The sequence below is a fragment of the Kaistia granuli DSM 23481 genome, assembly GCF_000380505.1.
GTDB lineage: Bacteria > Pseudomonadota > Alphaproteobacteria > Rhizobiales > Kaistiaceae > Kaistia > Kaistia granuli.
Genome location: NZ_AQYH01000008.1, coordinates 252,295 through 270,872 on the forward strand (window position 1 = coordinate 252,295; position 18,578 = coordinate 270,872).

The window sequence follows — 18,578 nt, forward strand, 5'->3', positions numbered from 1 at the left end:
CGACTTGCGCCTGTCGACAGGACATGGCCTGATCGGCAGCCGTGAGCACGACAGAGACACATCAGGCGATCAACGCGGTATGGCGGATCGAGCAGGCGAAACTCGTCGCCGGTCTCGCCAGGATGGTGCGCGACATCGGTCAGGCCGAGGAGCTGGCGCAGGACGCCCTGGTGGTGGCGCTGGAGCGCTGGCCGGAAACCGGCATCCCCGACAATCCCGGCGCCTGGCTGATGGCAACCGCCAAGCGCCGGGCCATCGACCGGCTGCGCCATCGCAAGATGCAGGATCGCAAGCATGTCGAGATCGGCTACGGGCTCGACCTGGAGCAGGAAAGCGCGGTCGCCGATCTGGAGGCGAGGCTCGACGACGACATCGGCGACGACCTGCTCAAGCTCGTCTTCACCGCCTGCCACCCGATCCTGTCGCGCGAGGCGCGCGTCGCGCTCACCCTGCGCCTGATCGGCGGCCTTTCTACCGCAGAGATCGCCCGCGCCTTCTTTGTTCCGGAACCAACGATCGCCCAGCGTATCGTGCGGGCGAAGCGGGCGCTCGCCGATGCCGAGGTACCGTATGAAGTGCCGCGCGGCGACGAACTCGCCGCGCGCCTCGCCTCCGTCTGCGAGGTGGTCTATCTGGTCTTCAACGAAGGCTATGCGGCGACCGCCGGCGAGGATTGGATCCGGCCGCAGCTGGCGCAGGAGGCCGTGCGCCTCGGCCGCATCCTGGCCGGGCTGGCGCCGGGCGAAGCGGAAGTGCACGGTCTCGTCGCGCTGATGGAAATCCAGTCCTCCCGCTTCGCCGCCCGGGTTGGGCCGAATGGCGAGCCGGTGCTCCTCCTCGACCAGAACCGCGCCCGATGGGACCATTTGCTGATCCGCCGCGGCCTCGCCGCGCTGGACCGCGCCGAAGCGCTGGGGCCGCGCGGCCCCTATACGCTGCAGGCGGCGATCGCCGCCTGCCATGCGCGCGCAGCGACTGCCGACCAGACCGACTGGCTGCGGATCGCCGATCTCTATGACGAGCTGGCCACCCTCACCCCATCGCCGGTCGTCGAGCTCAACCGGGCGGTGGCGATCGCCATGGCGCACGGTCCGGCCGCCGGCCTCGCCATCGTCGATGCGCTTGCCAACGAACCGGCGCTGGCCGCGTCCCATCTGCTGCCGGGCGTGCGCGCCGATTTCCTGATGAAGCTCGACCGACTCGACGAAGCCCGGATCGAATTCGAGCGGGCGGCTTCCCTCACGCGGAACCAGCGCGAGCGCGACCTGCTGATGGCGCGGGCAGCCGAGTGCGCCGGCGGCATCGGCGAGCGTCCGGCAACTGCCTCGCTCGCATCGGCGCGCCGGCCACCATAGGACGCGTTTTCAAGCAAACTCGATGCCGGCTCGCGGGAAGAAAACGCGGGTGAACCCAGCGTCGGAGCATTTCCTCGTATCCACGACGCGATGAAATGCTTTAGGAGCGGGTCCGGTCCGGCTTGCGGACGACGTGCAATTTGGAGGATCCGATGGCCGACACCGAGGCCTTGACGGGCCGTATCGACGCGCTGGAGATCCGCCTCGCCTATCAGGACGAGACGATCGAGGATCTGAACAAGGCCGTCACCGATCAGTGGAAGCAGATCGACCTCTTGACCCGCAAGATCGCGCAATTGACCGACCAGCTGCGCGAGACGACGGAACAGATCGGTCGCCCGGGCCTGCCCGAGCCACCGCCGCCGCATTATTGAGGCGCGAGCCGGTCAGGTGACGTAGGCGACGACCCAGAGCGCCAGGGCGATGGCGATGCCGTCTTCCAAGAGGGCGATCGGCAGGTCCTTGCCGCCGGTCGCCGCGACCAGGCGCTTCCGCGCCTCATGGCCGCCCAGCGTGCCGATTACCGCGCCGATCGCGCCGAGGATGAGGCCGACGATCCAGCTGCCGCCGGCAAAGCCGATCGCCGCGCCGCAGACGGCGCCCATGAAGATACGGGTGCCGAACTGGATAGGCACCTTGCGGCTCGGCGTGGTCGGCAGTTGATCGGTGACGAGCTCTGCAAGTGCCAGCAGGCTGAGGATCCAGGGCGCGATCCAGTGGCCGAGGAAGGACAGCCAGGTGCCGTCCAGATTGATCCAGCCGAGATAGGCGGCCCAGCTGACCGCCGCCGGCGCGGTCATGGCGCGCAGTCCTGCGACGACGCCGATCAACAGAGCCAGGACGTAGATGGTCATGCTGCTTTTCCCCCGCTGCCTGCGCCACAAGGTGACGGATTTCCGGCTCGGGAGACCAGCGGAAACTGCGGTGGTCGGAAAGAAAAACTAGCGCGGCCGGGGGCGGAGCCGAACTGGCAGCAAATCTTACCCTGCGGAAGCCGGAAGCCACCGAGGGCGCAAGAAAAAGCCGGCATGAATGCCGGCCTTCCCTGGCGTATCAGGCGGCCGCTTCGGCGCGGCGTCGCACGGGATTCGGCAGCTCGATCTCGACCTCGAGGGTGGAGACGGCGTCGCCGCGCTGCATCTTCACCTGCACCTTGTCGGCCGGGATGTCGACATGGCGGGCGATGACGCCGAGGATCTCCTCCCGGAGCTTGGCGATCAGGTCGCTGGCTCCTGCCGAGACCCGTTCATGCTGCAGCAGGATCTGCAGCCGGTCGCGCGCCACCGGCGCCGAGCGCGTCGGCTTGAAGAAATTGAAGATCGTCATGCAGCCCTCCGACCGAAAAGCTTGCTCATGAAGCCGCGCCGCTCAGACGGAACGACCATCGGGATGTTCTCGCCCTCGAGGCGCCGGGCGGCGTCGAGATAGGCGCGCGCCGGGGCGCTGTCGGTGTCGACCAGCGTGACCGGGCAGCCAACGTTCGAGGCGTTCAGCACGGCCTCGCTCTCCGGGATGATGCCGAGCAGCGGGATCGACAGGATCTCGAGCACGTCGTCGACCTTGAGCATCTGGCCGCGCTCGGCGCGGGCGGCGTCGTAGCGGGTGAGCAGGAGATGCTTCTCCATGTACTCGCCCTTCTCGGCCTTGAGGGTCTTCGAATCGAGCATGCCGATGATGCGATCGGAATCGCGCACCGACGAGACTTCCGGATTGGTGACGACGATGGCGACGTCGGCATGGCGCATGGCGAGCATGGCGCCGCGCTCGATGCCGGCCGGGCTGTCGCAGACAACCCAGTCGAAATGGCCGCGCAGCTCTTCCATGACGCGCGTGACGCCCTCTTCCGTCAGCGCGTCCTTGTCGCGCGTCTGCGAGGCGGGCAGCACGTAGAGCGTCTCGAGCCGCTTGTCGCGGATCAGCGCCTGCTGCAGCTTGGCTTCGCCCTGCACGACATTGATGAGATCGTAGACCACGCGGCGCTCGGCGCCCATGACGAGGTCGAGATTGCGAAGGCCGACATCGAAATCGACGACAGCGACGCGCTGGCCGGAAAGGGCCAGTGCGGCGCCGATGGCAGCGGTGGACGTCGTCTTGCCCACTCCGCCCTTGCCCGATGTCACAACGAGAACCTGAGACATTGCTTCTGCTCCTTGCTGGCTCAGGCCAGCGCCGCCATGTTCATCTTGTCATTTGCGAGCCAAGCCTGGATGGCGCGGCCGCGAAGGCTTGCATCCAGGTCATCGGCAGTCTGGTAGAGGCCGTCGATGGCGATCAGCTCGGCCTCGAATTTCTGGCAGAAGATCCGCGCCCCGGCATTGCCCGTCGACCCCGCGATCGCCCGGCCGCGCAGCGTGCCGTAGATGTGGATCGAGTTGCCGGCGATGATCTCGGCGCCCGAGGCGACCGAACCCACCACCGTCACGTCCCCCTGCGGGAAGATGATCGACTGCCCGGAACGGACCGGCGTCTCGATCAGCAGCGAGGGAATCGCGCGGTCGACGAAGCTGTTCTGCTTGGGTGGCTCGGCGGACGGCTTGTGCAGGATTTCGGTCTGCTTGCCACCGCTCACGGAGGGCGGCATGCCGAAGCCGAGCCAGGACGGATCGGCGCCCTCGACCCCCATCACCTTGATCTCGCGCTCGTAGAGCATTGCGATCAGCTCTGCGAAGTCGCGCTTGGTGATGGCGAGGCCGGTGACGTCGAGAATGACGGGGCGACTGGCGAAGTAGCCCTCGGAACGTTTGGATAGCTTGTCGAGTTCGGCCAGCCAGTCGGCCAGCGGGAGCTCGGGCGCCAGCACGGTGGCGAGGAAGGACCTTCCCCGGAACCGGATTGCAGCGCGTTGTTTGGAAGCAGGTGTAGCCACGATCGCAATTTGCCTTCTGTTAAGCAATCTGTGCGACACGCCGGTTAACGAGTGGTTAACCACGCCGGGGCCGTTAACCGGTCAGGCGACGAAAGTTGAGGAATTCCGAGGGACTTGCGGCCTACAAAAAATTATCGGTTGCAGCCGGAAGCGGCATCAACAACCGCGCGAAAACAGGCCGTTTCGCTGCCTTTCCCTACGACGCCCAGCGGGATTCGACGCAGCCGCGGCGGCATCGGACCGCGGGCCGGCACGAATCAATCAGCGGGTCGGCGGGGTTAACGCGTTAACCTTCGCCGTCACCGGTCCGCGATCCCTTATGGTTAACGCCGCCCCGGCGTTCTCAGCCTTGTGCGAGGGTCGCCGGCCGCGCGCCGATGCCGAGCGCCTTGCGCACCTCCGGCACGACCCTTGTGCCGAACAGTTCGATCGACTTCATCATCTTGTCGTGCGGCAGCGTGCCGACACTGAACTGGATCAGGAAACGGTCGTGATTGAAGAGCTCGTGCTGGTAGAGGATCTTTTCCGTGACCTCCATCGGACTGCCGACGAACAGCGCTCCCTGCAGGCGGCGTTGGGCTTCGAACTGGCCGCGCGTCGTCGGCGGCCAGCCGCGTTCCTGGCCGAGTTTGTTCATCACCGCGGCGAAGGGCGGGTAGGCGACATCGGCCGCCTCCTGCGACGTCTCCGCCAGGAAGCCGTGCGAATTGATGCCGACCCGCAGCGCAGCGGGATCGCTGCCCGCCTCCCGGGCGGCGCGGTGATAAAGCTCGACCAGCGGCTGGAAATGGGCCGGATTGCCGCCGATGATCGCGATCGCCAGCGGCAGGCCGAGCACGCCGGCGCGCACCACCGATTGCGGCGTGCCGCCAACCGCGATCCAGACCGGCAAGGGCTGCTGGACCGGACGCGGATAGACGCCGAGATCATGGATCGCCGCGCGATGGCCGCCTGGCCAAGTGACCCGCTCGCCATCGCGCAGCCGCAGCAGCAGATCGAGGTTCTGCTGGAACAGCGTGTCGTAGTCGCCGAGATCGAAGCCGAACAGCGGGAAGGATTCGATGAAGGAACCGCGTCCCGCCATGATCTCGGCGCGGCCGTTCGAGATCAGATCGAGCGTCGAGAAGCGCTGGAACACGCGGACCGGATCGTCGGAGGACAGCACGGTGACGGCACTGGTCAGCCGGATCGTCTTCGTCCGCGCCGCCGCCGCGGCAAGCAGGACGTCCGGCGCCGAGATCAGATAATCCGGCCGGTGATGTTCGCCGAGACCGAAGACGTCAAGCCCGACCTGATCGGCGAGCTCGATCTCCTCCAGCAGGTTGCGCACCCGTTCCGCCGGATTGAGACGGATGCCCGTGAGCGGGTCCGGCATGTTGTCGCCGAAGGTGTAGACGCCGAATTCCATGGTGGTCGCCTCATTGGGTGGCAGCGGAGCGCGTCCGGGACCGCTGATATAGGAGCGACACGGGCCGGCTGTCAGCCCCTGCTTCCCGAGCGATGCTCGGCCCGGCGACGCGAGGACGGGCTTACCAGCCTCGCCTGCGGCGACGGCGCGCGGTTGCCCCAAGGTCGCGCATCGCCTAAATGACGGGTTCCCCTATCGGCTGAAAGTCGCATGATGGCTGAAATCGAGAAGACCGCCGAGCAGAAGAAACCGTCCAAGGACGGCCTCGGCGGTACCATCCGCGTCTTCGCCGAAGCGCTGATCATCGCCCTGATCGTCCGCACGTTCCTGTTCCAGCCCTTCGAGATTCCTTCGGGCTCGTTGATCCCGACGCTGGAGATCGGCGACTATCTGTTCGTCTCGAAATATTCCTACGGTTATTCACGCTATTCCTTCCCCTATGGCATGGGCCCGTTCGAGGGCCGCATCTGGGGCTCGATGCCGGAACAGGGCGACATCGTCGTCTTCAAGGGGCCGAAGGACAATTCGACCGACTACATCAAGCGCGTGATCGGCCGGCCCGGCGACACCGTGCAGCTCACCGATGGTCGTCTCTACATCAACGACCAGCTGGTCGAGCGGACGCCGCTGCCGCCCTACGAGACCAAGGACTTCTTCGGCAACGTCATCCAGGCGCCGCGCTACGAGGAAACGCTGCCGAGCGGCGTCAAGCACGAGATCATCGAGATCGAGGGCGACCGCGGCTCCTACGACAACACGCCGAAGTTCGAGGTTCCCCCCGGCCATCTCTTCATGATGGGCGACAATCGCGACAATTCGGCCGATTCCCGTGACATGCAGTCGATGGGCTACGTCCCCTACGACAACATCGAGGGCAAGGCGCGCTGGGTGTTCTTCTCGATCGCCGACGGCGCCCGCGTCTGGGAATTCTGGAAATGGCCGTGGTCGATCCGCTGGAACCGGCTGTTCACCTCGATCACCTGATCCCGACAAACCGGTAACGCCGCGTCGCAAAACGCAACGGCTGAAGAATTGTGCGTTGCAAAATGCACAATTCGGCACGCATGATCCGACGGCATCCTAGCCGCCCTTCCCCCCCTCTCCTCGCCTGCCGGATCCCTTATGCCGATCGCGCTCTTCGCCCTGGCCATCGCCTCGTTCGGCATCGGCACGACGGAATTCGTCATCATGGGGCTGCTGCCCGAGGTCGCTGCCGATCTCGGCGTGTCGATCCCGAGCGCCGGCCTGCTGATCACCGGCTATGCCATCGGCGTCGTGGTGGGCGGCCCGATCATCGTGGTTGCGACGTCACGCTTGCCGCGCAAGCTGACGCTGGTCGGCCTAGCAGCGCTCTTCGTGCTCGGCAATCTGTTCTGCGCCATCGCGCCGAACTACGGGCTGCTGATGGCAGCCCGCGTGTTTACCGCCTTCGGCCACGGCGCGTTCTTCGGAATCAGCGCCGTCGTTGCCGGCACACTCGTCCCGCGCAACCAGCGCGCCCGCGCCATGGCGCTGGTGTTCGCCGGCCTGACGCTCGCCAACATTCTCGGCGTGCCCGGCGGCACGGCACTTGGCCAGATCGCCGGCTGGCGCTCGACCTTCTGGGCCGTCGTCGCCATCGGCCTCGTCTCCGTCACCGCCATCATCGCCTGGGTTCCCTCCGACCGGGGCGCGGCAGCGCCGCCCAGCCTGGTGCGCGAATTCGCAGTATTCCGCCGGTTGCAGGTCTGGCTCGCCATGGCGATCAGCGTGCTGGCGGCCGGCGCCACCTTCGCCTGCTTCACCTATATCGCGCCGATCCTGCAGGAAGTGACCGGCATGGCGCCGCATCAGGTGACCTGGGTGCTGCTGCTGTTCGGCGTCGGCATCACCATCGGCAACCTGATCGGCGGCCGCCTCGCCGACTGGAAGCTGATGCCGACGATCATCGGCGCCTTGGCCGTCATGATCCTCGTGCTCGCCCAGTTCTCCTGGTCGAGCCATTCCGTGATCGGGGCCTGCATCAGTGTCTTCGTCTGGGGATGCGTGATGTTCATCCTGATCGCCCCGCTGCAGATGCGGGTGATCGAATGCGCCGGCGATGCGCCTAACCTCGCCTCGACCCTCAATCAGGGCGCCTTCAACATGGGAAATGCGGGTGGCGCATGGATCGGGGGCCTCGCCATCACCTATGGCGCCGCCTACGACATGCTGCCGATTGTCGGCGCGGCGCTCTCGGCCCTGGCCCTGGCCGTTGCTCTTATTTCATCGCAATTGGCGAAACGCCAGGCCCGGAACCTCGTCCGGACGGCCTAGAACTCAGGCGTCCCGATCGAGCGCATGGCCGAGGTCGATGCCGGCGACCGGTTGAGCCTCCAGCGCCTGGCACTGCTTCACCAGCACTCCGGCGGGCACCGGATCGCCTCCAAAAGCGGCACTCGGCAGCATGATGGCTACCCAAACCGCCGCCGCAGCCAGCAGATTATCTGCGTTCAATCCAGACATGACCCACACTCCGCCTACCCCGCGCACCGTCCCAATGCGGCATCCGCCGTCGGGTTCCGCCTGCCCCGCACTATTTTCGCGGTGGCCGCTACGGCACTTCGCACTGCAATATGCAGCGATCGTGCCAGTTTTGTGACAAGGGTCCGGCGGCCCGGCGTCGCTCCACTGTTGCACCGCAAGTTGCAGCGCCAGAGTTGCTAGCAGGTGGCTTATATTAAGGGCGGCTTTCCGGATAGCATCGTCGGCGCCGCAATATCGCTCAAGATGACATCAACATTACCAAGCGTAAGCTAGGGCATTGATTTCCTCGCAATGCTGAAGCATAGTTTTGTCCGCACGGGCAGAGGACCCGACGGAGACTGGACAAACGCGCGTCGGATGCTACGGCATCCGTGGGGCGGCTAGCGCGAGCGACCGCACGATACCGAGAAGACGCAGAGACCTTTCCCCGACACCTGAGTGCCTGGAGTGCGCCGGCCGAGCGGAGCGGCCGGTGAAGAGCAGAGGAATGGGAAAGGAACAGCGATGCGACAGACTGGTACAGTCAAGTTCTTCAATGCCTCGAAGGGCTTTGGCTTCATCACACCCGACGATGGCGGCAAGGATGTGTTCGTTCACGTCACGGCTGTCGAGCGCTCGGGTCTATCGAACCTCAACGACGGCATGCGGATCACGTTCGAGACCGAACCGGACAAGCGCGGCAAGGGACCGAAGGCGGTCGACCTTCAGCCGGGCTAGGCATCAGCCTTATCCCACTGGGATTGAACGAGAAAGCCGCCGGCCCGCCCGGCGGCTTTTGCGCGTCCGGGCTTCAGGTTGAACAAGCCCCATACGGGCGTCCACAATTCCGACACTGCCGTGGATGAAAAGTCATCGCGCAATTCTACGGCCTGCCTATATACTGATTCCAATGAAGATTCGCGCTGCTCCTTCCTGCGCCCGTGTTGAGTTCGATATGCGAGCCGATCATTCCGCCCGACGCGGAGGCGATCTTGCTCGACCGGCGCGGTGGAACTGGAGATCTGCTTTCGGCAGTCGTTTTGTTGCGTTGCGTATTCACCCGATCAAGCGCGAGGGTCGGCCATGAGCCTCATCGACTTCGAAACCGAAGACCGTCAGTCCAATCCGGTCGACATGATTGAGCACATTGCAGGGCTCAATGATTGGAGCTTCGAACGGTCGGGCGATGACGAGATCACGATCTCGATCGCCGGCGGCTGGTGCGACTACCACGTCTCGTTCTCCTGGATGGAGGACATGGAAGCCGTCCATCTCGCCTGCGCCTTCGATCTCAAAGTGACGGAGCCGCGCAAGACCGAGGTGATGCGCCTGCTCTCCCTCGTCAACGAGCAGCTCTGGATCGGTCACTTCGACCTCTGGAGCAAGGAAGGCGTCGTGATGTACCGGCAGACGCTACTGCTGGCCGGCGGCGCCGAGCCGAACAGCCGTCAGGTCGAAGGCCTGCTCGAGAACGCCATCGAAAGTTGCGAGCGCTATTATCAGGCCTTCCAGTTCGTCGTCTGGGCCGGCAAGTCCGCCGCCGACGCGCTCGAGACAGTTCTGTTCGAGACCGTCGGCGAAGCCTGAACCATCTTCTTCCGGCGCCCGCTCTGCGCGCGCCGGATTCCCCCCCGTCAGCCATGACTGCGAACCGTCCTTTCGCCTCCCGTTGCAAGGCGTCTTCCGCAGCGCCGCCGACACGCGTAGAGAAAGGCATCGCCTTTCCCAGAACGAGCGCTCCCGCATGTCACTCTCCGCCCTCACGCCCACCTCCCCCATCGTCCTGATCGGCGCCGGCAAGATGGGCGGCGCGCTGCTGACCGGCTGGCTCGCGGGCGGCCTTGACCCTAAGGCCGTGATCGTCGTCGATCCGAACCCACCGGCGGAGACGCTGAGCCTGCTGGCAAGCCACGGCATTTCCCACGACATCAGCGCTCCGGCCGACGTCGCGGCGCGCGTGCTGCTGCTCGCGGTCAAGCCGCAGATGATGGGCGCGGCGCTTCCGGCCGTGCGCGCCCTGATCAGCCCCGAGACGGTCGTCGTCTCGATCGCCGCCGGTACGACGATCGCGACGCTGGAATCGGCGCTCGGTGGCGCCATCGTCCGCACCATGCCCAACACGCCGGCGCAGGTCGGGCGGGGCATGACGGGCGCCTTCGCCAATGGCGCCGTGACCGAGGCCGACCGCGCGCTCGTCGATGCGCTGCTGGCGGCCGTCGGCGAAGTCGGCTGGGTCGAGAACGAGGGTCTGATCGACACGGTGACGGCGGTCTCGGGCTCCGGCCCCGCCTATGTCTTCCTGCTGGCGGAATGCCTCGCGGCCGCCGGCGTGGAAGCCGGGCTCCCGCCCGAGCTCGCCGCCCGTTTCGCCCGCCAGACGGTTGTCGGCGGCGGCGAATTGCTCAACCAGTCGCCGCTTCCCGCCGAGACGTTGCGCAAGAACGTCACCTCGCCGGGCGGCACCACCGCCGCAGCGCTCGAAGTGCTGATGGCGGACGACGGCTTCGGGCCGCTGCTGAACCGCGCCGTCGCCGCCGCCAAGCGTCGCGCCGAGGAACTGGCCGGCTAGGCGGACTCGTAGCCGCCCTATTCGATCCCTAGATGAGGGGTCTGAACAGGAGATCCGATCATGGCGACTGAGAAGACCAAGGGCCGCGCCCCGGCGGAGCGCATCACCGACGCGTTCCTGGCGCTGCTGGCCGAGAAGCCTTTCGCCGACATCGGCCTCGGCGACATCGCCGCCCGCGCGGAGGTTTCGCTGGGCGAGCTGCGCACCGCCTATGACGGCAAGATCTCGATCCTTGCCAACTTTACCCGGCGCATCGACCGCGCCGTGCTCGACGCCGCCGACGCCCCCTCGCCGGAGGAGACGGCGCGCGACCGATTGTTCGACCTGATCATGAAGCGGCTGGATACGCTGGCGCCCTACCGCGCCGCCGTCGGCCATCTGGCGGATTCGGCCCGTCGCGATCCCGGCCTCGCGCTCTGCCTCAACCAGCTGGGGCTCGATTCCGCCCGCTACATGCTCGCCGCCGCCAACGTTTCGACCGGCGGCCTGCGCGGCGCGGCGCGGGCACAGGGCTTGGTGCTGATGATGACGCGCATCCTGCCGGTCTGGCGCGACGATCAGGATCCGGACCTGTCGCGGACGATGGCGGCCCTCGACCGGGCGCTGGAGCAGGCGGAAAGCTGGTCACGGCGGAGCGACCGCGCCGTCGATCTCCTGTGCCGCGTCGGTCGCAAGTTCGAGCGTCGTCGGCCGAAACGGGGCGACAACCGGGACGCCGCGCCCGACAAGGCGACGCCCGCCGCCTGATCGGCGCCTTGACGCGGCGCCTGACCATGCTACCCGTTCCGGCTCAGGCATACGGAGAGATGGCATGGACGCGCCCGCACCGACGACAATCCGCTTCGACGATTTCCTCAAGGTCGACATCCGGGTCGGAACCATCGTCGAGGCCGTGCCGTTCCCGGAGGCGCGCAAGCCGGCCTTCAAGCTGGTCATCGATTTCGGCCCCGAAATCGGCCGCAAGAAGTCGTCGGCCCAGATCACCAAATACTACCAGCCCGAGACACTGATTGGCCGTCAGGTGATGGCGGTGGTCAATTTCCCGCCGCGCCAGATCGGCCCCTTCATGTCGGAAGTGCTGACGCTCGGCATGCCCGACGCCGATGGCGACGTCGTGCTGACGGCGGTCGAGCGCGCCGTGCCGAATGGCGGCCGGCTCTTCTGAGCACGGTGTGTTCACTCCGGGGCGGCTGTCGATCGCCCCGGCGAGAGCCTAGATATCGGTATCAACCAGAGGTCATGACGCCATGAGCAGCCCTGATACCGATGCCACCCGCCCCGAAGCCGGCCTCCCCTTCGCACTGACGCGGCCGATCCATATCGCCGAAGTCGGCCTCAAGGCGCATGACGTCGACAAGGTGGCCGATTACTACCGGGCGATCCTCGGCCTCGAGACCCTGCCGGCTGCGTCCGGGAGCGCGGTGCTCGGCGCCGGCGGCGTGCCGCTGCTTCGCATCGAGCCGTCGCCGCGTGGCGCCCCGACCGACGATACGCGCCAGGCGGGACTGTTCCACACTGCCTTCCTGATGCCGACCCGCGCCGACCTCGCCCGCTGGATCCTCCATGCCAGCGAGAAGCGGCTGCCCGTCGACGGCATGGCCGACCACCTGGTCAGCGAGGCGTTCTACCTGACCGATCCGGAAGGCAACGGCATCGAGATCTATTCCGACCGGCCGGCCGAGGAATGGGCCTGGGATGGCGACACGGTGCGCATGGCGACCGACCCGCTCGACGTCAACGCCATCGTCGCGTCACTGGATGGTCCCTCCGAACCCTGGCGGACCGCGCCGGACCTGCTGCGGATCGGCCACGTGCATCTGCGCGTCGGCGACGCCAAGGTCGCGGCCGACTGGTGGAAGTCGGAGATCGGCCTCGAAGAGGTCACCGCCATGCCGAGCGCCTCGTTCCTGTCATCCGGTCGCTATCACCATCATATCGGCGCCAACAACTGGCAGAGCCGCGGCGCCGGGCCGCGCGATCCCAAGCGCAGCGGACTTGCCTATGTCACGCTGACCGGCTCCGGCATCCGATCCGAACGCGAGCTGGCCGACCCCTGGGGCACGCGCGTTCGGCTGACGCCGGCGGCCTGACGTGGATCAGGCCGGAATGCGGACGGTGGCGCGCAGGCCGCCGCCCGGCGCCTCGGAAAGCGTGACGTCGCCGCCATGGAAGCGGGCGATGTCACGGGCGATCGGCAGGCCGAGGCCCGTCCCGCTGTCGTCGAGATTGCGCGCTTCGTCCAGCCGGTAGAACGGCCGGAACACCGCTTCGCGCTCGGCCTCGTCGATGCCCGGCCCGTCATCGTCGACATGGATGACCAGCCAGCCATCGGCATGCACGCCATGCAGCTTGATGCTGTCGCCATGGCGGCAGGCGTTCATGACCAGGTTGGACAGGCAGCGCTTGAAGTCGTTCGGGCGGATGCTGACGATCGGATCGCCGAGGAAGTCCTGCGACACGTCGTGGCCGACGCGACGGGCATTCTCCGCCACTTCCGACAGCAGCGTGCTGATATTGGTCGCCGCCGTCGGCTCGTCCGCGTCGTCGCGGGCAAAGGCCAGATAGCCCTCGAGCATGCGCTGCATGTCGTCGACGTCGCGCCGCATCGCCCGCACGTCGGGCGTCTCCTTGAGCAGCGCCAGCTGCAGGCGGAAACGCGTCAGCACGGTGCGGAGATCGTGGCTGACACCGGCGAGCATCGTCGTGCGCTGCTCCATCTGCCGCTCGATGCGGTGGCGCATCTCCATGAAGGCGGCGCTGGCGCGGCGCACCTCGCGCGCGCCGCGCGGATTGAAGTCGGCCGCCTCGCGCCCCATGCCGAAATCCTCGGCCGCGTCGGCGAGTTGCTGGATCGGCCGGATCTGGTTGCGCAGGAAGGCGATGGCGATCGCCAGCAGCACCAGGCTGGTGCCGACCATCCAGAAGATGAAGATCTCCGAATTGGACGCATAGGTCTGGCTGCGGCGGGCCAGCACCCTCAGCACCTTGTCACCGAGCTGAATGCGGATCTCGACCAGATTGGAACGGCCGACGGTATCGATCCAGAACGGCTTGTTGATCTGCCGGCCGATCTCGCGCGACAGCGCGCTGTCGAGAAGCGAGAAGAACGGTTTCGGCGCCGCCGGCGGCAACGGCTCGTTCGGCGTCACCGAGACGATCAGGCCGAGCCGATCCTGCGCGATGCGAATGATCTGGGTGAAATTCGGATCGGCGGGATAGGTATCGATCAGGTCGACGATCGCCGCGATATCGCGCACCGTGGCGGCGGACAGGCGCTGCGTCACCGTCTGCCAGTGCCGCTCCATGAAGACGAAGGCGACCACCGACTGCAGGATGACGATCGGCGTGATGATGATGATCAGCGCGCGGGCATAGAGGCCCTTCGGCATCGCGGCCGCCAGCCGCTTGCCGATGAAGCGATAGGGCACGAGCAGGGCGTCGACGACGGGTTGTGCGCGTCGCGCCACGCGGCGCATGGCGTTGACGGCCGGCGAGCGGCCCAATCGCCGCAGCGCCACCACGGCCGGCCAGTCAGCCCAGGCGCCGGTCGTGCCGCGCTGGAAGGAATGCGGCGGCTTGTCCATCAGCACCGGTCCCGTTCCGCCTGAATCCGGTCGCGAGCCTGCGTCACGCTTCCGTCACCAGCCGGTAGCCGATGCCGCGCACCGTCTGCAGGAACAGCGGATTGGCGGGATCGACCTCGATCTTCCGTCGCAGCCGGTTGATCTGCACGTCGATGGTGCGCTCGCCGGCCGGTTCATCCTCGGCCAGCAGCGACAGCCGCGGCACCGTCTCGTTCGGGGTCTCGGCGAAAACGGCCATGATCTGGCGTTCGCGGTCGGTCAACCGGATCGTCTCCTGGCCGCGGCGGAGTTCGCGCCGGGCGATATGGAAGGTGAAGGGTCCGAAGCGGACCTGCTCGATCAGCGGCGCCGTCGGCGCGGTGCCGCGCTTCAGGATGGCGTTGATGCGCAGGAGCAGCTCGCGCGGCTCGAACGGCTTTCCGAGATAGTCGTCGGCGCCGAGCTCGAGTCCCTTGATCCGGTTTTCCAGCTCGGTGCGCGCCGTCAGCATGAGAATCGGCACGTCCATCGTCTCGCGCAGGCTCTTCAGCAGATCGAGCCCGTTCTCGCCCGGCATCATCACGTCGACGACCAGGAGGTCGAAGGCGAGGCCGCCGAGCCGCGTGCGCGCCTCGGACGCATTCGCCGCGACATCGACGCGAAAGCCGTTGTCGTTCAGGTAGCGCGACAGCAGCGTCCGGATACGGGCATCGTCGTCGATCACGAGCAGATGCGGCGCATCATCGGCCAGGGGGGCAGTTGCCAAGTCGCTCATCGTGCCTACTCCACGCGCATCAGTGCTCGATCATCTGCGCGACCTTATCCCGTTCGGCCGGGTCGATCATCAGGCGAAGGAAGCGCTCGGCAGCGATCCGGCCTTCCGGCCCGAGCGGCGCGAGGGCGGCGCGGATCCGTTCCGCCTGCGGCTCGGTCAGCCGCTGGTCGAGCGCCCTCCCTTTGGCGGTGGCATAGAGCAAACGCTGCCGGCGGTCGACCGGCCCCGGCACCTGCTCGATATAGCCGGTGTCGATCAGCTGCTTCAGCACCCGGCCGAGGCTCTGCTTGGTAATCTTCAGAATGTCGAGCAGGTCGGCGACGCGCATGCCGGGATGGCGATTGACGAAGTGGACGACGCGATGATGGGCGCGCCCGAACTGGAACTTCGCCAGCACGACGTCCGGATCCGACACGAAGTCCCGATAGGCATAGAACAGGAGCTCAATCAGGACGAGTTCGGGCTGCTGCTGAATCGATAGCGGCGGTGTCACGGTCTCGTCGCGCTGCACAGATCTCTGTCCTTCGAATCGGCCACGAAATTTATGTCAGCCTTGTTGACATAAATGGGTTCGATTGTTACCTAATGAACGGTCGCGGCGAAATGATCGAACGCGCCCGCCGTTTCCCACCCCGCGAGTCTGGCTCTCGGGATGGCGTTTCGACCGGCACATTACCGACTGTTTCAAAACCGCGCAAAAGCTCGTAGCCGGAACTGACTTTACTTTGCCACTCCGGCGCGAGAAGTAAGCACGATAATCAACGCCAACAGGGCGCGGCCGCTGCCGGCGGCCGATATGGAGTGAGGAAAATGAGCGCGGTTCCCTTCGACCAGAAAGATGGTTGGATCTGGATGAACGGATCCTTCGTTCCGTGGAAGGACGCGAAGATTCACGTGCTCACCCATGGCCTGCACTATGCGAGCGCCGTGTTCGAGGGCGAACGCGCGTATGGCGGCGAGATCTTCAAGCTGCGCGAGCATACCGAGCGCTTGTTCCATTCCGCCGAAATCCTCGACTTCCAGATCCCGTTCACGCTGGACGAGATCGACGAGGCCTGCAAAGCGACGCTCGTCAAGAACGGCCTGGTCGATGGCTATCTGCGTCCGATCGCCTGGCGCGGCAGCGACGCGCTCGGCGTCTCGGCCCAGAAGAACAAGATCAACGTCGCCATCGCCGCCTGGGAATGGCCGTCCTACTTCACCCCGGCCGAGCGCCTGAAGGGCATCCGCCTCGACTGGGCCAAGTATCGCCGTCCCGATCCGAAGACGGCGCCGTCGCTCGCCAAGGCGTCCGGCCTGTACATGATCTGCACGATTTCCAAGCATGCCGCCGAGGCTCGCGGTTATGCCGACGCGCTGATGCTGGACTGGGAAGGCAACGTCGCCGAGGCGACCGGCGCCAACGTGTTCTTCGTCAAGGATGGCGTCATCCATACGCCGCAGGCCGACCGGTTCCTGAATGGCATCACCCGCCAGACGGTGATCGGCCTCGCCAAGTCGCGCGGCATCGAGGTGATCGAGCGCCGCATCGCTCCGGAAGAACTGTCGACCTTCACCGAATGCTGGCTCTGCGGCACCGCTGCCGAAGTCACCCCGGTGTCCGAGATCGGCGAACACAAGTTCACGCCGGGCAAGATCAGCGCCGACCTGATGCAGGCCTATACGGACCTGGTCCAGCCGGCCAAGGTCTCGGCCTGATCCGCCTCGCTGGATATTGCTATCCAGGTCGAAATTCGAAACGGCCGGAGACCTCTCCGGCCGTTTTTCTTTGTCAGGATTTCAGATTGCCTGTGCGCCGAGCTCTGCTCGCCAGTGCAGGCAGCGCTCCTTCAGCATCGCGTTGCGGATATAGGCTGACTCTTCCGGCTCCAGCCGTTCCAGCACATCGATCGTGAAGGCGGCGGCGCCATGTTGGTCCCAGGCGGCCTGCAGGCTCTTCGCCGTGCAGCTGCCGTGGCCGAGCGTGAACCAGAGCCGATTCTGGATGGCGTCGAGATTGGGGGCCTTGCCGACCCAGGCCTCGCCGCTGACGAGGCAGCGCACGGCATAGATGCCGACGGCGTCTTCCCGCTTCTTGTAGGCGGCAATGGCCGCCTTCCGGTCTTCGCGCTGCATTTTCATCCGCTCCATCAGCTGCCCACAGAGGACGCGCCGTGTTCGAGCGGTCGCGCTAGAACGACCTTTTACCCGGATGATATTCCGATGTCAATATTACCCGGATAAAACAAAGATATCCCTCGCCTCTGCCCGCAGGAGAGGTGAGGGAGAAACGGGAGAGGGCGCGCCTCAGCGCTCTTCCGTCGACGGCGCGGCGACCACATGGCCCTGCGTGAGGACGGCGAGCTTCGCCTCCAGTTCGGCCACGCGCGCGGACAAGGCGTCATTTTCGGCCCGCGCCTTCTGTGCCATTTCGCGAACGACATCGAATTCGTCTCGCTTGACGAAATCCATGTCAGCGAACAGGCGCTCGGCCTGATGCTTCATGACTGTCTCCGCCTCCCGCTTGACGCCCTGGGCCATGCCGGCAGCGTCGGTCATCAGCTTGGCGAATTCGTCGAACAGCCGGTTCGGGGTCGTGTTCATGGGCAGCCTCCGGAGAGTAAACGGGTCTCTTCTAGTATGGTTGCCAGCGCCGTCACGAACAAGGTGTCGACGCGTCGCGCGCAGCCAGACTTGACCCTTCCCCCCGGATCAGCGCACCAATGCCGCCCGACTGACCGCCGGAGCGCCTCATGCTGTTCACCCTTCCCTTCCCGGCCATCGACCCGACGCTGATCCAGATCGGCCCGTTCGCCATACGCTGGTATGCGCTCGCCTATATCGTCGGGATCCTGATCGGCTGGTGGTACGCGAAGCGCCTCGTCGCCAATCCCCGCCTCTGGGGACCTGGCGGCGCGCCGATGAAGCCGATCGACATCGACGATTTCGTCGTCTGGGCGACGCTCGGCATCATCGTCGGCGGCCGGCTCGGCTATGTGCTGTTCTACGATTCCGGCCTGTTTCTCGCCGCGCCGTGGCAGATCCTGCAGGTCTGGAACGGCGGCATGTCGTTCCATGGCGGCTTCCTCGGCACCGTCATCGCCATGATCCTGTTCGCCCGCTCGCGCAAAATCCCGACCTGGTCGCTGATCGACGTCGTCGCGCCGTCGGTAACCTTCGGCCTACTGTTCGGCCGCATCGCCAATTTCATCAATGGCGAGCTCTGGGGCCGGCCAACTGACGTCGCCTGGGCCTTCATTTTCCCGAACGCCGACGGCCAGCCGCGTCATCCCAGCCAGCTCTACGAAGCCGGCCTCGAAGGGCTGGTTCTGTTCCTGGTGCTGCGCTTCTTCACCCACAAGCAGCTGCGCCTGCGCCAGCCCGGCTTCGTCTCGGCCATCTTCGCCATCGGCTATGGCCTGGCGCGCATCTTCTCCGAGTTCTTCCGCGAGCCCGACATCCAGATCGGCTACTTCTCCGGCGGGCTCACCATGGGCATGCTGCTGTCGCTGCCGCTAGTCGTCGCCGGTATCATCCTGCTCATCGTCGCATCGCGGCGGCCGGTCGCCGCCGCATGAC

Annotated in this window: 23 protein-coding genes; 12 read left to right on the forward strand and 11 right to left on the reverse strand. The window is 66.0% G+C overall.

Annotated elements, in window-relative coordinates; all coding sequences use genetic code 11:
* Positions 1-41 precede the first annotated feature (41 nt).
* Together G342_RS24130 and G342_RS0113540 are read left to right on the forward strand one after the other, a co-directional pair.
* Positions 42-1,355, forward strand: a complete 1,314-nt coding sequence (locus tag G342_RS24130) for an RNA polymerase sigma factor (protein ID WP_018183692.1) — start codon at positions 42-44, stop codon at positions 1,353-1,355.
* Positions 1,356-1,507: 152 nt separating this feature from the next.
* Entirely contained in the window at positions 1,508-1,729 is a 222-nt protein-coding gene (locus G342_RS0113540; RefSeq protein WP_018183693.1) for a SlyX family protein, read from the forward strand.
* A 12-nt stretch (positions 1,730-1,741) separates the two neighbouring features.
* Here the strand turns inward: G342_RS0113540 and G342_RS0113545 are convergent, their stop codons facing one another.
* From G342_RS0113545 to G342_RS0113565, 5 genes are all read right to left on the reverse strand, one after another.
* Positions 1,742-2,209, reverse strand: coding sequence for a DUF4126 family protein (locus G342_RS0113545; protein ID WP_018183694.1), 468 nt, complete (start codon positions 2,207-2,209; stop codon positions 1,742-1,744).
* A gap of 199 nt (positions 2,210-2,408) precedes the next feature.
* Positions 2,409-2,681 carry a cell division topological specificity factor MinE gene (minE, locus tag G342_RS0113550; protein WP_018183695.1) on the reverse strand — a complete coding sequence of 91 codons (273 nt, stop codon included), beginning with the start codon at positions 2,679-2,681 and terminating at the stop codon, positions 2,409-2,411.
* On the reverse strand, positions 2,678-3,493 hold the full coding sequence (gene minD, locus G342_RS0113555; RefSeq protein WP_018183696.1) for a septum site-determining protein MinD: 816 nt from the start codon (positions 3,491-3,493) through the stop codon (positions 2,678-2,680). Before minD ends, minE begins: the two co-directional genes overlap by 4 nt.
* 20 nt (positions 3,494-3,513) lie before the next feature.
* Positions 3,514-4,224, reverse strand: a complete 711-nt coding sequence (gene minC / locus G342_RS0113560; RefSeq protein ID WP_425402230.1) for a septum site-determining protein MinC — start codon at positions 4,222-4,224, stop codon at positions 3,514-3,516.
* A 340-nt stretch (positions 4,225-4,564) separates the two neighbouring features.
* Positions 4,565-5,629 carry an LLM class flavin-dependent oxidoreductase gene (locus tag G342_RS0113565; RefSeq protein WP_018183698.1) on the reverse strand — a complete coding sequence of 355 codons (1,065 nt, stop codon included), beginning with the start codon at positions 5,627-5,629 and terminating at the stop codon, positions 4,565-4,567.
* Positions 5,630-5,839: 210 nt separating this feature from the next.
* Here G342_RS0113565 and lepB point away from each other — a divergent pair, with 210 nt between their 5' ends.
* On the forward strand, positions 5,840-6,613 hold the full coding sequence (gene lepB / locus G342_RS0113570; RefSeq protein WP_018183699.1) for a signal peptidase I: 774 nt from the start codon (positions 5,840-5,842) through the stop codon (positions 6,611-6,613).
* A 138-nt stretch (positions 6,614-6,751) separates the two neighbouring features.
* Positions 6,752-7,924 carry an MFS transporter gene (locus G342_RS0113575; RefSeq protein WP_018183700.1) on the forward strand — a complete coding sequence of 391 codons (1,173 nt, stop codon included), beginning with the start codon at positions 6,752-6,754 and terminating at the stop codon, positions 7,922-7,924.
* A 3-nt stretch (positions 7,925-7,927) separates the two neighbouring features.
* Here the strand turns inward: G342_RS0113575 and G342_RS0113580 are convergent, their stop codons facing one another.
* Entirely contained in the window at positions 7,928-8,113 is a 186-nt protein-coding gene (locus G342_RS0113580; RefSeq protein WP_018183701.1) for a hypothetical protein, read from the reverse strand.
* A gap of 525 nt (positions 8,114-8,638) precedes the next feature.
* On the opposite strand from G342_RS0113580, the gene G342_RS0113585 reads away from it, so the two are divergent.
* The 6 genes from G342_RS0113585 to G342_RS0113610 all read left to right on the forward strand — a co-directional run bounded on the left by G342_RS0113585 (position 8,639) and on the right by G342_RS0113610 (position 12,772).
* Positions 8,639-8,851, forward strand: coding sequence for a cold-shock protein (locus tag G342_RS0113585; RefSeq protein ID WP_018183702.1), 213 nt, complete (start codon positions 8,639-8,641; stop codon positions 8,849-8,851).
* Between the two features lie 345 nt (positions 8,852-9,196).
* Positions 9,197-9,700 (forward strand): type III secretion system chaperone family protein, encoded by a 504-nt coding sequence (locus tag G342_RS0113590; protein ID WP_018183703.1) that lies wholly within the window; start codon positions 9,197-9,199, stop codon positions 9,698-9,700.
* Positions 9,701-9,857: 157 nt separating this feature from the next.
* Positions 9,858-10,682 carry a pyrroline-5-carboxylate reductase gene (gene proC / locus G342_RS0113595; protein WP_018183704.1) on the forward strand — a complete coding sequence of 275 codons (825 nt, stop codon included), beginning with the start codon at positions 9,858-9,860 and terminating at the stop codon, positions 10,680-10,682.
* Between the two features lie 60 nt (positions 10,683-10,742).
* Entirely contained in the window at positions 10,743-11,429 is a 687-nt protein-coding gene (locus G342_RS24135) for a hypothetical protein (RefSeq protein ID WP_018183705.1), read from the forward strand.
* Between the two features lie 64 nt (positions 11,430-11,493).
* Positions 11,494-11,847 (forward strand): tRNA-binding protein, encoded by a 354-nt coding sequence (locus G342_RS0113605; protein WP_018183706.1) that lies wholly within the window; start codon positions 11,494-11,496, stop codon positions 11,845-11,847.
* 82 nt (positions 11,848-11,929) lie between these two features.
* The gene (locus G342_RS0113610) at positions 11,930-12,772 is read left to right on the forward strand and encodes a VOC family protein (protein WP_018183707.1); all 843 of its coding nucleotides are present in this window, start codon (positions 11,930-11,932) and stop codon (positions 12,770-12,772) included.
* 6 nt (positions 12,773-12,778) lie between these two features.
* Here the strand turns inward: G342_RS0113610 and G342_RS0113615 are convergent, their stop codons facing one another.
* The 3 genes from G342_RS0113615 to G342_RS0113625 form a co-directional block, all read right to left on the reverse strand.
* The gene (locus G342_RS0113615; protein ID WP_040878961.1) at positions 12,779-14,158 is read right to left on the reverse strand and encodes an ATP-binding protein; all 1,380 of its coding nucleotides are present in this window, start codon (positions 14,156-14,158) and stop codon (positions 12,779-12,781) included.
* A 151-nt stretch (positions 14,159-14,309) separates the two neighbouring features.
* On the reverse strand, positions 14,310-15,020 hold the full coding sequence (locus G342_RS0113620) for a response regulator (RefSeq protein ID WP_018183709.1): 711 nt from the start codon (positions 15,018-15,020) through the stop codon (positions 14,310-14,312).
* A 19-nt stretch (positions 15,021-15,039) separates the two neighbouring features.
* The gene (locus G342_RS0113625; protein WP_018183710.1) at positions 15,040-15,531 is read right to left on the reverse strand and encodes a MarR family winged helix-turn-helix transcriptional regulator; all 492 of its coding nucleotides are present in this window, start codon (positions 15,529-15,531) and stop codon (positions 15,040-15,042) included.
* A 299-nt stretch (positions 15,532-15,830) separates the two neighbouring features.
* Here G342_RS0113625 and G342_RS0113630 point away from each other — a divergent pair, with 299 nt between their 5' ends.
* Positions 15,831-16,718 (forward strand): branched-chain amino acid aminotransferase, encoded by an 888-nt coding sequence (locus tag G342_RS0113630; RefSeq protein WP_018183711.1) that lies wholly within the window; start codon positions 15,831-15,833, stop codon positions 16,716-16,718.
* 81 nt (positions 16,719-16,799) lie between these two features.
* On the opposite strand, the gene G342_RS0113635 is transcribed toward G342_RS0113630, so the two are convergent.
* Both G342_RS0113635 and G342_RS0113640 read right to left on the reverse strand, forming a co-directional pair.
* Positions 16,800-17,135 carry a GIY-YIG nuclease family protein gene (locus G342_RS0113635; RefSeq protein WP_018183712.1) on the reverse strand — a complete coding sequence of 112 codons (336 nt, stop codon included), beginning with the start codon at positions 17,133-17,135 and terminating at the stop codon, positions 16,800-16,802.
* 171 nt (positions 17,136-17,306) lie between these two features.
* Complete coding sequence (locus G342_RS0113640) at positions 17,307-17,603, reverse strand: accessory factor UbiK family protein (protein ID WP_018183713.1); 297 nt, start codon at positions 17,601-17,603, stop codon at positions 17,307-17,309.
* A 149-nt stretch (positions 17,604-17,752) separates the two neighbouring features.
* On the opposite strand from G342_RS0113640, the gene lgt reads away from it, so the two are divergent.
* The gene (gene lgt / locus G342_RS0113645) at positions 17,753-18,577 is read left to right on the forward strand and encodes a prolipoprotein diacylglyceryl transferase (RefSeq protein ID WP_018183714.1); all 825 of its coding nucleotides are present in this window, start codon (positions 17,753-17,755) and stop codon (positions 18,575-18,577) included.
* Position 18,578: the final 1 nt, after the last annotated feature.

Bases quoted from the DNA above. Each gene is read 5' to 3' on its own strand.
- G342_RS0113540 (WP_018183693.1), top strand. From the start codon at position 1,508: ATGGCCGACACCGAGGCCTTGACGGGCCGTATCGACGCGCTGGAGATC.
- G342_RS0113545 (WP_018183694.1), bottom strand. From the start codon at position 2,209: ATGACCATCTACGTCCTGGCTCTGTTGATCGGCGTCGTCGCAGGACTG.
- minE (WP_018183695.1), bottom strand. From the start codon at position 2,681: ATGACGATCTTCAATTTCTTCAAGCCGACGCGCTCGGCGCCGGTGGCG.
- minD (WP_018183696.1), bottom strand. From the start codon at position 3,493: ATGTCTCAGGTTCTCGTTGTGACATCGGGCAAGGGCGGAGTGGGCAAG.
- G342_RS0113565 (WP_018183698.1), bottom strand. From the start codon at position 5,629: ATGGAATTCGGCGTCTACACCTTCGGCGACAACATGCCGGACCCGCTC.
- lepB (WP_018183699.1), top strand. From the start codon at position 5,840: ATGATGGCTGAAATCGAGAAGACCGCCGAGCAGAAGAAACCGTCCAAG.
- G342_RS0113575 (WP_018183700.1), top strand. From the start codon at position 6,752: ATGCCGATCGCGCTCTTCGCCCTGGCCATCGCCTCGTTCGGCATCGGC.
- G342_RS0113580 (WP_018183701.1), bottom strand. From the start codon at position 8,113: ATGTCTGGATTGAACGCAGATAATCTGCTGGCTGCGGCGGCGGTTTGG.
- G342_RS0113585 (WP_018183702.1), top strand. From the start codon at position 8,639: ATGCGACAGACTGGTACAGTCAAGTTCTTCAATGCCTCGAAGGGCTTT.
- G342_RS0113590 (WP_018183703.1), top strand. From the start codon at position 9,197: ATGAGCCTCATCGACTTCGAAACCGAAGACCGTCAGTCCAATCCGGTC.
- proC (WP_018183704.1), top strand. From the start codon at position 9,858: ATGTCACTCTCCGCCCTCACGCCCACCTCCCCCATCGTCCTGATCGGC.
- G342_RS24135 (WP_018183705.1), top strand. From the start codon at position 10,743: ATGGCGACTGAGAAGACCAAGGGCCGCGCCCCGGCGGAGCGCATCACC.
- G342_RS0113605 (WP_018183706.1), top strand. From the start codon at position 11,494: ATGGACGCGCCCGCACCGACGACAATCCGCTTCGACGATTTCCTCAAG.
- G342_RS0113610 (WP_018183707.1), top strand. From the start codon at position 11,930: ATGAGCAGCCCTGATACCGATGCCACCCGCCCCGAAGCCGGCCTCCCC.
- G342_RS0113615 (WP_040878961.1), bottom strand. From the start codon at position 14,158: ATGCGCCGCGTGGCGCGACGCGCACAACCCGTCGTCGACGCCCTGCTC.
- G342_RS0113620 (WP_018183709.1), bottom strand. From the start codon at position 15,020: ATGAGCGACTTGGCAACTGCCCCCCTGGCCGATGATGCGCCGCATCTG.
- G342_RS0113630 (WP_018183711.1), top strand. From the start codon at position 15,831: ATGAGCGCGGTTCCCTTCGACCAGAAAGATGGTTGGATCTGGATGAAC.
- G342_RS0113635 (WP_018183712.1), bottom strand. From the start codon at position 17,135: ATGCAGCGCGAAGACCGGAAGGCGGCCATTGCCGCCTACAAGAAGCGG.
- G342_RS0113640 (WP_018183713.1), bottom strand. From the start codon at position 17,603: ATGAACACGACCCCGAACCGGCTGTTCGACGAATTCGCCAAGCTGATG.
- lgt (WP_018183714.1), top strand. From the start codon at position 17,753: ATGCTGTTCACCCTTCCCTTCCCGGCCATCGACCCGACGCTGATCCAG.